Origin of the sequence: Bosea sp. F3-2, from assembly GCF_008253865.1 — a bacterium.
Lineage (GTDB): Bacteria > Pseudomonadota > Alphaproteobacteria > Rhizobiales > Beijerinckiaceae > Allobosea.
In genome coordinates this window covers 2677530-2692009 of record NZ_CP042331.1, presented here as the reverse complement: position 1 = coordinate 2692009, position 14480 = coordinate 2677530, and the positions used below count along the sequence as shown (strand labels likewise).

General features: G+C 67.2%; 13 protein-coding genes. 7 read left to right on the top strand and 6 right to left on the bottom strand.

All coding sequences use genetic code 11. The features are described 5' to 3' along the window. Nucleotides 1-184 precede the first annotated feature (184 nt). Nucleotides 185-706 (top strand): DUF6101 family protein, encoded by a 522-nt coding sequence (locus tag FQV39_RS12420; protein ID WP_149130567.1) that lies wholly within the window; start codon nucleotides 185-187, stop codon nucleotides 704-706. A gap of 204 nt (nucleotides 707-910) precedes the next feature. Here FQV39_RS12420 and ubiA read toward each other — a convergent pair whose 3' ends face one another. Further along, entirely contained in the window at nucleotides 911-1882 is a 972-nt protein-coding gene (ubiA, locus tag FQV39_RS12415; protein WP_149130566.1) for a 4-hydroxybenzoate octaprenyltransferase, read from the bottom strand. A gap of 15 nt (nucleotides 1883-1897) precedes the next feature. Continuing rightward, nucleotides 1898-2377 carry a hypothetical protein gene (locus FQV39_RS12410; protein ID WP_149130565.1) on the bottom strand — a complete coding sequence of 160 codons (480 nt, stop codon included), beginning with the start codon at nucleotides 2375-2377 and terminating at the stop codon, nucleotides 1898-1900. Between the two features lie 193 nt (nucleotides 2378-2570). Here FQV39_RS12410 and FQV39_RS12405 point away from each other — a divergent pair, with 193 nt between their 5' ends. The 3 genes from FQV39_RS12405 (at nucleotide 2571) to FQV39_RS12395 (ending at nucleotide 5497) form a co-directional block, all read left to right on the top strand. Continuing rightward, the gene (locus FQV39_RS12405; RefSeq protein WP_149130564.1) at nucleotides 2571-3317 is read left to right on the top strand and encodes a 16S rRNA (uracil(1498)-N(3))-methyltransferase; all 747 of its coding nucleotides are present in this window, start codon (nucleotides 2571-2573) and stop codon (nucleotides 3315-3317) included. A 379-nt stretch (nucleotides 3318-3696) separates the two neighbouring features. Further along, nucleotides 3697-5076 carry a glutamate--cysteine ligase gene (locus FQV39_RS12400; protein ID WP_149130563.1) on the top strand — a complete coding sequence of 460 codons (1380 nt, stop codon included), beginning with the start codon at nucleotides 3697-3699 and terminating at the stop codon, nucleotides 5074-5076. A 244-nt stretch (nucleotides 5077-5320) separates the two neighbouring features. Next, nucleotides 5321-5497: a Flp family type IVb pilin gene (locus FQV39_RS12395; RefSeq protein WP_187640260.1), complete on the top strand. Its 177-nt coding sequence runs from the start codon at nucleotides 5321-5323 to the stop codon at nucleotides 5495-5497. A gap of 27 nt (nucleotides 5498-5524) precedes the next feature. Here the strand turns inward: FQV39_RS12395 and FQV39_RS12390 are convergent, their stop codons facing one another. Further along, complete coding sequence (locus FQV39_RS12390) at nucleotides 5525-6406, bottom strand: LysR substrate-binding domain-containing protein (protein ID WP_149130562.1); 882 nt, start codon at nucleotides 6404-6406, stop codon at nucleotides 5525-5527. Between the two features lie 182 nt (nucleotides 6407-6588). Here FQV39_RS12390 and FQV39_RS12385 point away from each other — a divergent pair, with 182 nt between their 5' ends. Then, a complete protein-coding gene (locus tag FQV39_RS12385) occupies nucleotides 6589-6948 on the top strand; it encodes a DUF1127 domain-containing protein (protein ID WP_248313342.1) in 360 nt (119 codons plus the stop codon). 163 nt (nucleotides 6949-7111) lie between these two features. Beyond that, nucleotides 7112-9001: a methyl-accepting chemotaxis protein gene (locus tag FQV39_RS33510; RefSeq protein WP_210251203.1), complete on the top strand. Its 1890-nt coding sequence runs from the start codon at nucleotides 7112-7114 to the stop codon at nucleotides 8999-9001. A 63-nt stretch (nucleotides 9002-9064) separates the two neighbouring features. Here FQV39_RS33510 and FQV39_RS12375 read toward each other — a convergent pair whose 3' ends face one another. From FQV39_RS12375 to FQV39_RS12365, 3 genes are read right to left on the bottom strand one after another with little or no spacing between them, the layout of a single operon-like run. Further along, complete coding sequence (locus FQV39_RS12375) at nucleotides 9065-9955, bottom strand: DUF937 domain-containing protein (RefSeq protein WP_149130561.1); 891 nt, start codon at nucleotides 9953-9955, stop codon at nucleotides 9065-9067. 22 nt (nucleotides 9956-9977) lie between these two features. Continuing rightward, complete coding sequence (locus FQV39_RS12370; protein WP_248313341.1) at nucleotides 9978-11396, bottom strand: MATE family efflux transporter; 1419 nt, start codon at nucleotides 11394-11396, stop codon at nucleotides 9978-9980. Beyond that, nucleotides 11393-13258, bottom strand: a complete 1866-nt coding sequence (locus FQV39_RS12365) for a monovalent cation:proton antiporter-2 (CPA2) family protein (protein WP_149130560.1) — start codon at nucleotides 13256-13258, stop codon at nucleotides 11393-11395. The genes FQV39_RS12370 and FQV39_RS12365 overlap by 4 nt, the downstream gene beginning before the upstream one ends. A gap of 199 nt (nucleotides 13259-13457) precedes the next feature. On the opposite strand from FQV39_RS12365, the gene ispH reads away from it, so the two are divergent. Next, the gene (gene ispH / locus FQV39_RS12360) at nucleotides 13458-14429 is read left to right on the top strand and encodes a 4-hydroxy-3-methylbut-2-enyl diphosphate reductase (protein WP_187640259.1); all 972 of its coding nucleotides are present in this window, start codon (nucleotides 13458-13460) and stop codon (nucleotides 14427-14429) included. The last annotated feature ends 51 nt before the right edge of the window (nucleotides 14430-14480 follow it).

Genomic DNA, 14480 nt, shown 5'->3' with positions numbered 1-14480 from the left:
TCCGTCAAGCATCAGACCGGAAACAGGGCCGTCAGGGTGCTGAAGCGGCGAAAACACCATCCTTTAACCCAACGCCTTAAGTGCTCGGACACGGCTGCCGCCCAATCTCGCCTGGCAAGCACGAGAGCCCCGGCATCGACAGAGGGCTCCGCTGCGGCAGGGATCAAGAGAGGCGTTAAAACCGATGGCCAGCGTCACGCCGGCTGCCGGGGAAGGTGGCTTTGTGCCGCATTTCCCCGGCGGCTCGACAACCACAGCGATCGTTCCCCACAACCCGATGCCGGCCCGTCCGGTCGCGCCAGCGATCGAACGCCTGGCCTCCGTGCGCATCCTGCGCGGCTCGGCCAATTGGCGGGGCGTCGCCCTGCGCTTGGCCAACCCGGCAGGAGACGATGAGCGCTTCGAACTGGCGCTGACAGCTGGCGACGGCCGCTCCATCGTGGTGGCTTGTGCCGACGAGGCCGATGCCGTCGCGCTCTGGCGCGATTTCGGTCGGGCGAGCGGCCTGCCGTTGCTGCTCGAGACCGCCGATGGCGCGGTGAGCGAGCCGTTCCCGCAGATCGGCCGCGTCGCGCTTGGGCCCGTGCGGATCAGGCGCCGTCACGGTCTGCTCAACGGCCGCCGCCCTCGCTTTCTGACGCGCCGCAAGACCGGTCGGTTGGCGGAGCTTCCGAATATCGTGTCAGGCGAGAGATTGACCGATTAGAGCTTGCTGGGTTTTGACGAAACTCCGCCGTCATTCCGGGGCTTCGCGCAAGCGAAGAGCCCGGAACCCATGAACACGAGATCAGACGCGCAGACTTGTCGGATCGGCGCCTTCTCGACGGGCTGTCGTGTTCATGGGTTCCGGGCTCGGGCCTGCGGCCCGCCCCGGAATGACGGCGTGGTTCCGTGTAAAATCCTGCCTGCTCTAGCCGGCCAGCAGCGCGCGGCCGATCGCGTCGAGCGCAAGTCCTGCGGCCAGCAGCAGCCCGGCATTGCGGTTCGAACGGAACAGCATGAGGGCTTCCGGCGCGCTCGCGCCGGCAATGCGCGTAACCTGCCAGCCGAGATGGCCGGCAAAGGCGGCAAGCCCCAGCCAGGCGAAGACCCCGCCTCCGACAAGCCAGATCGCGACGGCCGTCAGCGATACCGCCAGCCCAAAGCACAGCGCCACGGCCTCGCGCGTATGATCGCCGAAATAGCGTGCGCTCGATTTGATGCCCGCTATGACGTCGTCTTCGATGTCCTGCATCGCGTAGATCGTGTCGTAGCCGACCGTCCAGGCGATTGCCGCCGCATAGATCAGATAGGCCGGCGGATCGAGCCGCCCGAACACGGCGCTCCAGCCGAGCAGCCCGCCCCATGAGAAGGCGAGCCCGAGCACGAACTGGGGCATGTTCGTGATCCGCTTCATGAAAGGATAGATCGCGACGATCGCGAGCGAGGCGATGCCGAGCAGGATCGTGAAGCGGTTGAATTGAAGCAGCACGGCGAGCCCGCCGAGCGACAGCGCGATCATGAACAGCGCCGCCGCCTTGGCCGTCACCTGGCCCGAGGGCAGCGGGCGGCCGCGCGTGCGCGCCACTTCCGCATCGAGCTTGCGGTCGACGATGTCGTTGAAGGTGCAGCCGGCGCCGCGCATCAGGATCGCGCCGATCAGGAAGAGCAGGCCATGCCAGGGGTCGGGATAGGGCCGGCCAGCGGCGATCGCGGCGAGCCCGGCCGCCCACCAGCAGGGCAGCAGCAGGAGCCACCAGCCGATCGGCCGCTCGATGCGGGCGAGCTTCAGGAAGGGGCGGGTCGCGCGCGGCGCACGGGTATCGACCCAATGCCCCTTGAGCGCGTCGGGGAGGACGGTGTCAGGCCCGGAGGTGGCGTGGAGCGGTGTCGGCTCCGGCATGGCCGAGCCCGCCGGTCAGAGCGCGCCTTGCGGGACGCGCATGCCGCCGCCGGCGCCGCTGGTGATGGAATCGGCGCCGCCGAAGGGGCTGGCGCCCTGCGCCTGCTGCTGAGCCTTGCGCTGCATCGCGGCCTGTTGCTTCACGGCGTTGCAGGCCTGGGTGCGGAAGGTCACGACCTTCTGGTTGTCGGTCTTCATGCCATCGATGAAGGCAGGCGGGATCTGGCACCAATCCTGGTTGGCGCTCGCGAACTTGATCGCGGCCTCGCCATTGTTGACCAGACGGCCGAAGGTGCTGCAGGCATCCTGCGGCGTCATCTTCTTCTTGGCCTTCTGCGCGGCCTGGAGCCGGGCGACGATCGACTGGCGTTCAGCGAGCAGCTTCTGGATCTGCTCGCAGCCGGAGATCTGGGCCTGGGCCGGTGCGGCAGACATCATAGAAGCCACGGCCAGGCCGATCGTCGCGACCACGCCATATGCCAACCCGCGCCGCATGATGTCCCTCTCCAGCTTGCCAGCCGATCTGGCCGGTTCTTAAATATGTCCCTAACAGCAGGCGCTGTTAACGCGAACGACCCTTGCGAGTCTACTCTTCCTGTGTCGGGAGCTGCTCGCTGCTAGTTCAAGATTGTGGCGTTTTTCATGCCACTTTCCACAGCCAAGATCAGTCGCGGAGGCGCCTGCCCACATGTCCGTTCCCGATTTCGCCCGCCACCGGCTGTTCATCGACCGCGCTTTTGCGGCGGATACGACGCTTCCACTGGAGCGGGAGCAGGCGAATTATCTGCTCAACGTCCTGCGCTTCAAGGCCGACGACACCGTGCTCGTCTTCAACGGGCGCGACGGCGAATGGCTGGCGAGCCTCGTTCCCGAAGGGCGCAAGCAGGCGGCGCTTTCCCTCCTGCGGCAGGTCAAGCCGCAGCCGCCGGACAGCGATCTGCATTATCTCTTTGCGCCGCTGAAGCACGCCCGCCTCGACTATATGGCGCAGAAGGCGGTCGAGATGGGGGCCGGGGTCCTGCAGCCCGTCATCACACGGCGCACGCAGGTGTCGCGACTCAATCTCGACCGGATGCGCGCCAATGCCGTCGAGGCAGCGGAGCAATGCGGCATTTTGAGCCTGCCCGCGGTCGAGGCCGAGAAGCCGCTTGAAGCGGCCCTCGCGGGCCTCGCGCCGGAGCGACTGCTCGTCTTCTGCGACGAGGGAGCAGAGGAGGCGAGCCCCATCACGGCGCTGGCGGCGCGGAAGCCTGCTCCCCTGGCCGTGCTGATCGGTCCGGAGGGCGGTTTCGACGAGGCGGAGCGTCGGCTGATCCGGGCACGCGCCAACACCCTGCCGATTTCGCTCGGCCCCCGCATCCTGCGCGCCGACACCGCGGCCGTCGCAGCACTCGCCGTGGTCCAGGCCACGCTCGGGGACTGGTCGCGGCGCTGAGCGGAACGTTGGCGCGTGCGCTTGCGATCGCTATCGGCTGCGCAATCTCGCGATCAATGCCGAGCCGGCGCCGGCGATGCGCGACATCATGCGCGAGGATTTCTGGCAGGCGTAGCGGTATGGTACCCATGGCGGCCTGATTGTGAGTTGGGGGCGGGGGGAGCTCGGTCGCGCCCGGCAGATTCTGCGCCGCGCCTGCTGAAAGCCGGCTCAAGGTCGCGCGAGATCTGCTGCCAGCGCCGGGCGCCCTTTCGCGAATGCAAGAGCCGGGTCGTTGTCGAGCGTCCGGCGCTCGCCTATGTCTGTCGTCCCAAACCTGCTGCTCCCGGCTCTCGCCGGCGGGCGACGGGTTGTTCATGTCTGTTCTGGCGGAGCGCCCATGGCTCGCGACGTGTCCGATTCGACCCCGATCGGTTCAAAGGATGAACTGATCTCCTGGATCGCAGCCGGCGAGAAACCGGAATCGTCCTTCCGTATCGGCACCGAACACGAGAAATTCCCATTTTACCGCAGCGACCTCGCGCCGGTCCCTTATGAGGGCCGCGCCGGAGCGGGCGGCATCCGCGCCCTGCTCGAAGGCATGCAGCAACGTCTCGGCTGGGAGCCGATCGTCGACGCCGGCAACATCATCGGCCTCGCCGGCCCGGATGGTGGCGGCGCGATCTCGCTGGAGCCGGGCGGCCAGTTCGAATTGTCTGGTGCGCCGCTGGCCACACTGCACGAAATGCAGAGCGAACTCGCCGCCCATATCGCCGATGTGAAGGCGGTCGCGGCGCCGCACGGTATCGGCTTCACGGCGTTGGGCGCCTCGCCGCTCTGGACCCGCGCCGAGACCCCGGTGATGCCCAAGGGCCGCTACAAGATCATGGCGAACTACATGCCGAAGGTCGGCACGCTCGGTCTCGACATGATGTTCCGGACCTGCACGGTGCAGGTGAATCTCGACTTCGCCACCGAGGCCGACATGGTGCGCAAGCTCCGGGTCTCGCTCGCCCTGCAGCCGCTGGCGACGGCGCTCTTCGCCTCCTCGCCCTTCCTGGAACGCAAGCTCAACGGCTTCCAGTCGATGCGCTCCGAAATCTGGCGCGACACCGACAATGACCGCTCCGGCATGCTCGCCTTCGCCTTCGACGAAGGCATGTCCTATGAGGGCTATGTCGACTGGGCGCTCGACGTGCCGATGTATTTCGTCAAGCGCGGCGACACCTATCACGACGTCGCCGGTGCTTCCTTCCGCGATCTGCTGGCCGGCAAGTTGCCGCAGCTGCCCGGCGAATGCGCCACCATGTCGGATTGGGCCAACCATCTTTCGACCCTGTTCCCGGAGGTCCGGCTGAAGCGCTTCCTCGAAATGCGCGGCGCCGATGCCGGCCCGCCCGAAATGCTGGCGGCCCTGCCGGCCTTTTGGGTCGGACTGCTCTATGATCGCTCGGCGCTCGACGCCGCCTGGGACCTCGTGAAGGGTTGGAGCGCGCAGGAGCGCCAGGCCCTGCGCGACGCCGTCCCGAAGCAGGGGCTTGCGGCGACGATCGCCGGGCGTCAGCTGAGCGAGATCGCTGCGGAGGTTCTGGAGCTGTCGCGGGCAGGGCTGGCGCGGCGGGCGAACCGGAATGCAGCTGGCCAGGACGAGAGCGTCCTCCTCGCGCCGCTGCACGAGATCGTGGCGCGCCGGCAGAACCTTGCCCAGCGCCTGGAGGAGCGTTTCCGCTCCGCCTGGAATGGCAGGGTCGAGCCCGTGATGACCGAGCTGGCCGTGTGAACTTCTGGCCAGGCTAGAGCATTTTTCGATCAGGTTGGATCGCGGGAGCCGTCATTGCGAGGAGCGAAGCGACGAAGCAATCCAGGGGCGGCAGAGCTCTACGTCCCCCTGGATTGCTTCGCTTCGCTCGCAATGACGGTTCAGGCTGATCGAAAAACGCTCTAACGCCGGAAATCGCGATTTCCGGCGCATTCTGCCGCCGAAATTAACCAGTTGGCGGAAACTTCATGCGTAACCTAACGGCATGAAGCGGATCGCCGCCAGCTTTGCCGGATTTCTTCGCGACGAGCGGGGCGCCACCTCGATCGAATACGCCTTTATCGCCAGTCTGGTCTCGATCGTCATCGTCAGCGCCGTCACGCTGATCGGCACGCGCCTCAACGCGCTGTTCGAGGCGATCATTCCCGGCCTGACGAAATAGCACACCGAAGACGGGACAGCTCCCGGCCTACTCCGCCGCCACCTTGAAGCTCGCCAGATTGTCCAGGCTCTGGATGATGTGCTCGGCCAGCGCGTTCGACAGAACCGAAGGGTCGAAGCGGGTGCGTAGCAGCCCGATCTTGCAGGAGGGCAGGGTGGCGTAGCCCTCGGAGGGACCGAGAATACGCATGCCCGGCCTCACCGCGCTTTCCGGCAGCACCGAAACAGCAAGGCCTGCCAGCACGGCCGCTCCGACCGCCGTCGAGTTCCAGCTCGCATAGAGCACGCGGAAGCGGCGCCCCTTCGACTCCAGCGCATCCACCGCCGCCTGGCGCCAGTTGCAGGTCGGCCGGCCGAGCGCCAGCGGCAGCGGGTCTTCCTCATGCACGCCGTGGCGCGCCGAGGTGACCCAGAGCAGGGGCTCGATCCGGATGATCTCGCCCTGTCCGCGGCTTTCGACATGGGTGATGATGGCGAGGTCGATGTCGCCGGTGGCGATCCGTTCGGCCAGCATCGGCGTGGGCTCACAGACGACCGTGACCTCGGCGCGCGGGTTCGAATGGGCGAAGCGGGCGAGAATCTCGGGCAGGTAGCGGTCGGCATAGTCATCGGGCACGCCGAGCCGGATGCGGCCCTTCAAATCCGCATCGGCGAAGGAAGCCACGCATTCGAGATTCAGCCGCACGATGCGGCGCGCATAGTCGAGCAGGCGCTCGCCATCCTCCGTCAGCTTGGCATGGCGGCCGTCGCGCCCGAACAGGGGACGGCCGACCCGCTCTTCGAGGCGCTTCATCTGCATGGAAACGGCCGACTGCGTCTTGAAGACAATCTCGGCGGCGCGGGTGAAGGAGCCGGTATCGGCGATGGCGACGAAGGTCTTGAGCTGATCGGCGTCGAGCACATGAGCCATTGGCGATCCCCATCACTGCTCATCAATATCAGTGTTGGGAGACATCATAACCATTCGTTTGGCTGATGACCAGAGCCTCACTATGGTCCCTTCAGTCTCCGAGTTTCCAGTCAATGGCGCGTCCGGTCTGGACGGAGATGCCGAGCCAACCCTTCCCGTCCGTTCCGTACCAGGAGGCTGTCATGCTGATCATGACTTTAGTCGCGAAGCCGCTCTCGACCATCTCGTCGGGCGTCACGCGCGTTGCCATTTCCGGTTTCGGCGGGGTTGCTCAACTCGTGCGCGCCTTCATCCACCGTCGCGAGGTGATGCGCCTTGCCGAGCTCGACGAGCGCGGCCTCAAGGATATCGGCCTCGTGCGCTCCGATATCGCCGGCGCGCTGGCGACGTCCTGGTACAAGGACCCGTCGGCGGTGCTCCAGGATCGCTCTCAGGCGCAGGCGGGCGCCGCCGCGGCGCGCCGCGAGCATGCGCAGCTCCATGCGCCGACACGGCCGAAGCTGGCCGCCAAAGCCGATTTAGCGGTTGCACGCTGCGCCTGACCCCTTGGCAGCAGCGTCCCTGCGGGCGGGAGCCTCGTGCTTCCGCCCTTTTTTATGCAATTTTGAACAAATCTGAGCCGCAATAACCCAAATTTCATGATTCTGGCGAAAATCTGCCGCGGCGCCGCCCTGATGGCGGCCGCGTCGGATCTGGGCTGTCGGCATGAAACTGTCTTTGCGCCTCAAGGATCTGCGGATTCGCACCAAGATCGCGATCCCGCTCATTGTCATGGGAACGATCGGATTGGGCACGGCAATCTATGCCGGCCAGGAATATGCCCGCATCCAGAAGACCTATTCGGATTTGATCGACCAGCGCGCCACGGCGATCCTCGACTCAGCGCAGTCGACGCTGGCGACGAGCTACATCCTGCGCGATCTCTACAAGGCGATCGCCTATCCCGATTTCATGAAGCAGAACGCCACCAGCATCGAGGATGTCCGGAAGGGCTACGATCTCGCGCTGCAGCAGCTGGTGAACGCCAAGATCAGCTTCCCCGAGAAGCATGCCGAGTTCGACGCCCTGTCGCGGCGGATCACCGAGCTCAAGCCCAAGATCGATGACGTGACCAAGCAGGCCGCGCGCGACGAGGATCTGCCGGCGCTCTCGGTGATGTCGGAACTCGACCGGGCCTTCGGCACGATCATCGCCGATGCGGTGAAGCTCAACGGCGAGATCAAGGGTGACACGCAGACGACGGCGCAGGCGCTCGATGCCGAGGCCAAGCGGCTCGATCTGCTGATGCTGGTCCTGACCGTCGTCGGCACGCTGATCGGCCTTGCTGGCGCGCTGCTGCTCGCCCGCCTGTCGATCACCAAGCCGCTCGATCAGCTCAAGGCGCGGATGGCGGACCTGGCGGCAGGCAACTATGCGGTCGAGATCGAGGGCCAGGCCCGGCGCGACGAGCTCGGTGCCATGGCGCGGACCGTGCAGGTCTTCAAGGAGAACGGCCTCGCCGTGCAGCGGCTCGAAGCCGAGACGGCCGAGAGCCGCGAGGTCTCGGAAGCGCAGCGCCGCATCGTCGAGGAGGAGCGCGCTGCCCATTCGCAGGAACAGGAGCGCCTCGCCACCGAGCAGCGTCAGGTGATGGATGCGCTCGCCGTAGGGCTGGATCGGCTCTCGCGCGGCGATCTGACCTGCCGGATCGATGCCGAACTCGCGGCGGAATACGAGAAGCTGCGCGACGACTTCAATCTCGCGGTCGGCCATCTTGCCGAGACGATCCGCACGATCCAGGCGACCTCAGGCGATGTCGGCAACGCCGCGCTGGAGATCAACACCGGTGCCGACGACCTGTCGAAGCGCACCGAGGAGCAGGCTTCCTCGCTGGAGGAAACTGCTGCGACAACCGAGGAGCTTGCGGCCTCCGTCAAGGCTTCCGCGCATTCCTCGCAGCAGGCCGTCGCGCTTGCCGAGGAGGCGATGGATGTGGCGCGCAAGGGCGGAGCCATCGTCCAGAACGCGGTCGACGCCATGGCGAGGATCGAGACGGCCTCGCGCAAGATCTCCGACATCACCAGCGTGATCGACGAGATCGCCTTCCAGACCAATCTTCTGGCGCTCAATGCGGCGGTCGAGGCAGCCCGTGCCGGCGATGCTGGCAAGGGCTTCGCCGTCGTCGCCTCGGAGGTCCGCACGCTCGCTCAACGCTCGGGCGAGGCGGCCAAGGATATCACCGCGCTGATCACCGAATCGGGCACGGAGGTGGCGCAGGGCGTCGGCCTTGTCCGCTCGGCCGGCGCTGCGCTGGAGCGCATCGTCGAGGCCTCGCGCAAGGTATCGGCCACGGTCTCGGAGATTTCCGCTGCCGCGACCGAGCAGGCCTACGGCATCGACGAGATGAGCCAGGCCGTCGCCCATATGGACGAGATGACCCAGCAGAACGCGGCGCTCGCCGAGCAGAGCGCGGCTTCCGCCACAGCCCTGGCCAATCAGATCCAACGCCTCAACGATCTCGTCGCCAGCTTCCGGACGCGCGACGACATCGTGGAGTTGCGCAGCATGGCTGCCGCCATGGCGGCACAGGCCGGCGAGGAGCGTCTGCGCGCCTGACGCCTGGGTGATCAGCCGGCCGGGATCGGCTTGCTGTCCCGCTTCTTCGGCAGCCGTTCTGCTTCAGCGGCGTCCCTGGCCGCCGCCGAGCATCGCGTCCAGGATCGACTTCAGCGCATTCTGATGCTCGTCCTGGATCTGGCGGCCGTGCTCGAACATCTGGTTGAGCGCGTCGAGGCCGATCGAGCCGGGGCCAGGAGGCAGCGAGGAGGGGGATGCCTCCTCCGGCTCTGTCTCGGGTGCAGGCGCGCGGCGCGGCGGAGCGCTGCGCGGCGCGGGAGCAGACTCCGGCTGCGAGGCTGCAGCGCCACCGAACATGCCGCCGAGGATCTGGCCGAGCGCGCCGCCGAACGGGTCGGTTGGGTTGGCCTGAGGGCTCGCTTGAGGCTGGGCCCCAGCCTGACCGAACATGCCCTTCAGGATCGCTTCGAACGGATTGGCCGGCATCTGCGGCTGCTGCGGGGCAGGCTGCATGCCCGGCATCTGGCCGCGCATCATCTCGGCGAACTGGCCGAGAATGCCGCCGAGCCCTTCATTGCTGCTCGATTTGGACAGGCCGCCCATCAGCATCGCGGCAATGATCGGGAGCATCTGCTTCAGGATCGCCTGGCTGACGCCGCTGGTCGCCGCCGCCTGAGCTGCGATGGCCTGGCTGACCTCGCGCGAGCCGAAGAGCTGGCTCAGCACGTCGTTCCCGGCCGACTGCGCGCCGGTAGGGATGCCGCTGCCGGCGGCCTCGAAGAAGCGGGCATAGGGAGAGGCCGTCATCATCTGGGCCAGCGCGCCGAAGGCGAAGGGGTCCTGCGTCTGTCGCTGCAGCCCCATCGAGAAGGCCGGCAGCAGCGCATCGAGCGCGGCCTGGGTCTGCTGCAGACTCAATCCATATTGCTGGGCGAGATTCGGCACAGCTCGACCGTTCTGGGCCGATTGCATGATATCGAACAGATTCATCATGGACGCCTCCCCAGGCCGGCGTTCAGTTCCGTGCCTGAGCGGACGATAGCAGGGTGTCCTTGTCTGGCAAATCGAAGGTAGCCCGCCGCTGCATGGCCTCGCGCTCCAGCCGGGCGATGCCGCGATAGGCGAAGATCAGCGCCAGCACGCCAAAGGCGACCGCACCCAGCGCCGAGCCCGCCAGCGCACCCTTCGGCCCGGCGATCTGCGCGCCGAGGAAGGCGAGGGGCATCGTGCCGAGCGTCGCCCGCCCCCAGCTGAACAGCGTCGACAGGAACGGCATGCCGAGATTGTTGAAGGCTGCATTGGCGACGAACAGCATGCCAACGAAGAGCCACATCGGCCCGGCGATCAGGCAGAAGAACTCGACCAGCTCCGCCGTCAGCCCCGCTGCGTGGAAGGCGGAGACGATGACGCCGCGCAGCGAAAGCAGCAGCAACCCGGAAACCAGGACGCATCCGGCTGCGAAGATCGCCGAATCCGTCAGGCCGCGCCGCATCCGGTCGAAGCGGCCGGCGCCCCAGTTCTGGCCGAGGATCGGCCCGACCGCGCCTGAGAGCGCGAACACCGCGCCGAAAGCGACCGGCACCAGCCGGTCCATGATCGCCAGCGCCGCGATCGCCGCATCGCCGAAGCGGGCGACGACGCCAGCGAACACGGCATTGGCGATCGGGTTGGAGAGGTTGGTCAGGATGGCCGGCCCGGCAATCGCGAAGGTCCGGGCGCTGTCCTGGCGAATCCAGCTCAGCCGTGGCCGGGCCATCATGCCGTGAACGACCACGGCTGCGTGGAAGCCGATCGCGACGATGATGACGCGCGCCAGCACGATTGCGATCGCAGCGCCGTCCGGCCCGAGACCGAAGCCGAAGATCAGCAGCGGGTCGAGCCCGGCAGTGGCGATACCGCCGCCGAGCGTGACGAACATCGCCCGGCGCGCGTCGCCGATGGCGCGCAGCACGCCGGAGAAGCCCATGCCGATCGCCATCAGCACGTTGGAGGGCAGGGTGATGTGCAGGAAGGAGAGGGCGACGGCGTAGGATTGGTCACGCGCGCCGATGGTGCGCAGCAGCCAGGGAAGCAGCGGCAGCGCGGCAAGCGACAGCATGAGCGCCACCAGCGCCATCAGGACCATTGTGGAGGCGGCGATGCGCCGCGCGCCCTCGCGATCGCCGGCGCCAATGCTGCGCGAGGTCAGGGCGGCGACCGCAATCATCAGCCCGACATTCACCGAGACCATCAGATAGAGCACGATGGTGGCGAAGCCGACACCGGCCGTCGCCTCTGGCCGCCCGAGCCATGAGACGTAGAGCAGCGACAGGAGGTCGACGACGAAGACGGCCATCAGGCCGATCGAGCCCGTCCCCGTCATCACGGCGACATGGCGCATCAGCGAACCGTCGACGAAGACGGCCTGCGCCGGCCGGGGCGAGGCGCTGGTCACCGCTCCGGCTCTCCGACGCCGCCGACCGAGACCTCGGCCCCACCATCGGCGATGACCTGCTCGGTCTCGGCATTGAGGGCCTTGGACTTGCCCTTCGGCTTGACGATCGGCTCCGGCGTCACGCGCGGCACGCGGTTCAGTGCGGCGGCGATACCCTCGTGGAACTGGATTTCCATGCGCTGCGCGTCGCGATCGCGGACATGGTCGATGACGAAATCGGCTTCGTCGCGGCTCAAGCCCAGGGTCTCCAGCGTGACGCGGCCGAAGCCGAGCGCCGATTCGAAGGTCTCGCGCATCTGGTAATCGACATTGGCCTTCATCAGGTCGATCGCATGGATTCTGTCGAAGGCGCGCACATGCACGCGCACCTGCGGGAACTCGGCCTTGACCATCTCGACGATGCGCAGCGCCGCGTCCTTGTTGTCGATGCAGACGCAGATCACCTTCACCCGGCCGGCGCCCGCGGCACGCAGCACGTCGAGGCGCATCCCGTCGCCGTAATAGACCTTGAAGCCGAAGCGGGCGGCGGCGCGGATCTGCTCGACATCGGAATCGATCACGGTGATGTTGACGTGCTGCAGGAGCAGCGCCTGCGTCACCACCTGGCCGAAGCGGCCGAAGCCGACCACCATCACCTGGCTGTCGCTGATCCCGTCGAAATCCTCTTCCATCGTCTCCGGCGCGACGCGCGAGAGCAGCACCGCGTCGATCAGCCTGGCGACGATCGGACCGAGCAGCATGCTGATCGCGGCGAGTGCCGTTGCCATGGCCGCCTGCGGCGGCGTGAGCAGACCCTGCGCCAGGCCCAGTGGCAACAGCACGAAGGCGAATTCGCCGGCCGGCGAGAGCAGGGCGCCGGCCCGGATCGCCTCCAGCCAGGAGGAGCAGGAGATCCGCAGGATCGAGGTGACGACCGCGATCTTGAACAGCACCAGCAGAGGCGCTGCCACCGCCAACAGCATCCAGTTGGTCGTGACCAGCAGCAGGTCGAGCGACATGCCGACCGCCATGAAGAACAGGCCAAGCAGCACACCGCGGAACGGCTCGATATCGGCTTCGAGCTCGTGCCGGAAATGCGAGTCGGCCAGCATCACGCCGGCGAGGAAGGCGCCCATCGCCATCGACAGGCCGACATGCTCCATCAGCAGGGCGGCGCCGAGCACGATCAGCAGGGCGGCCGCCGTCATCACATCCTTGGCGCCGGTATTGGCGAGGATGCGGAAGAACGGGTTCAGCACATAGCGCCCGGCCAGGATGATCGCGATCAGCGCGCCGAGCGCGATGCCGAGGCTGGCGAGGGCGCGCATCGGGCTGCCGGCCTGTGCGCCGCCGGTGGTGGCGAGCAAGGGTAGCAGCGCCAGCACGGGCGCAATCGCCATATCCTGGAACAGCAGGATCGAGAAGGTGCGCCGGCCGTAGGTCTCGCCGGCATCGCCCCTCTCTTCGAGCTGCTGCAGCGCGATCGAGGTGGCGGAGAGCGCCAGCGCCACACCGACCGCGACAGCGCCTGCGGCGGACAGGCCGAAAGACCAGCCGAGGAGACCGATGCCGGCGGCGCTGAGCGCCATCTGCGCGAGGCCCGTGCCGAGAATGTCCTTGCGCATCGAATAGAGGCGCGCCGGCTGCAGCTCGAGGCCGACCAGGAAGAGCAGCAGCACCACGCCGATCTCGGCGGTGCTGCGGATGGCGTCGGGGTCCTTGATCACGCCCAGCAGGGAAGGGCCGATCACGATGCCGGCCGCGAGATAGCCGAGCACCGCCGACTGCCCGAGCTTGCGGAAGATCGGCACGGCGATCACTGCGGCAGCGCAGAAGGTCAGGATGGGCGGCAGGAAGCTGACATGCGAGGCGGCGTCGGCCATGCGGAACTCTTATGGGAGGCGGGCGTGGGTGGCCTGGCGCGGCGGGACGGCACGGCGGGCCAAGGCTCTATCTAGGCCCTCGGTGGCGATCCTGCGAGAGGCAATCGACCGTGAGCTAGCGGCTGCGCCGCTTCGCTTCCTTGACATCGCCCCGATCCCGCCGAAAGAAGACCGGGACCGATTGGAGTTCTTTCCGCGCGTGACCAAGCCACCGCTCGACATTCTGCTCTGTGCCCCGCGCGGCTTCTGCGCCGGGGTCGTGCGCGCCATCGACGCGGTCGAGAAGGCGCTCAGCGTCCATGGCGCGCCGGTCTATGTCCGCCACGAGATCGTCCATAACAAATACGTCGTCGAATCCCTGAAGCGGAAGGGCGCGGTCTTCGTCGCCGAGCTCGACGAGGTGCCCGACGAGACCCGGCCGGTGATCTTCTCCGCCCATGGCGTCGCCAAGGCGGTGCCGGCGGCGGCAAAGGCGCGCAATCTCTTCGCCATCGACGCCACCTGCCCGCTGGTGACGAAGGTGCATCGCGAGGCGGAGGTCCATCACAAGCGCGGCCGCCACATCCTGCTCGTCGGTCATGCCGGCCACCCCGAGGTCATCGGCACGATGGGCCAGCTCCCCGAGGGTGCGATCACACTGATCGAGACGCTGGAGGACGTCGCGGCGCTGACCCCGCCGACCGGCCAGCCGCTCGCCTATGTCACGCAGACCACGCTTTCGGTCGACGACACGCGCGAAATCGTCGAGGCGCTGCAGGCCCGTTTCCCGGAGCTGATCGCCCCGCACAAGGAAGATATCTGCTACGCGACGACGAACCGCCAGGAGGCGGTGAAGCGCGTCGCCCCGCAGGTCGACGGGCTGATCGTGGTCGGCTCGCCCAACTCCTCGAATTCGCAGCGCCTGCGCGAGGTGGCCGAACGCGCCGGCTGCCCCGTGGCGCGGCTCGTGCTCCGCACCGACGAGATCGACTGGTCGATCTTCGGCAATATCCGCAGCCTCGGCATCACCGCCGGCGCCAGCGCACCGGAGGTGCTGGTCGAGGAGATCATCGACGCCTTCGCCGAGCGCTACGAGGTCCGTGTCGAGACCGTCTCGACCGCCGACGAGAACGTCTTCTTCCCGCTGCCGCGCGAGCTGCGCAGCGAGGCGGCGCCGACCGCGGCCGAATAACTCCAGCAGAAGCATTTTCGAGCGAAGTGGATACCGGTTCGCGTAAAGAAA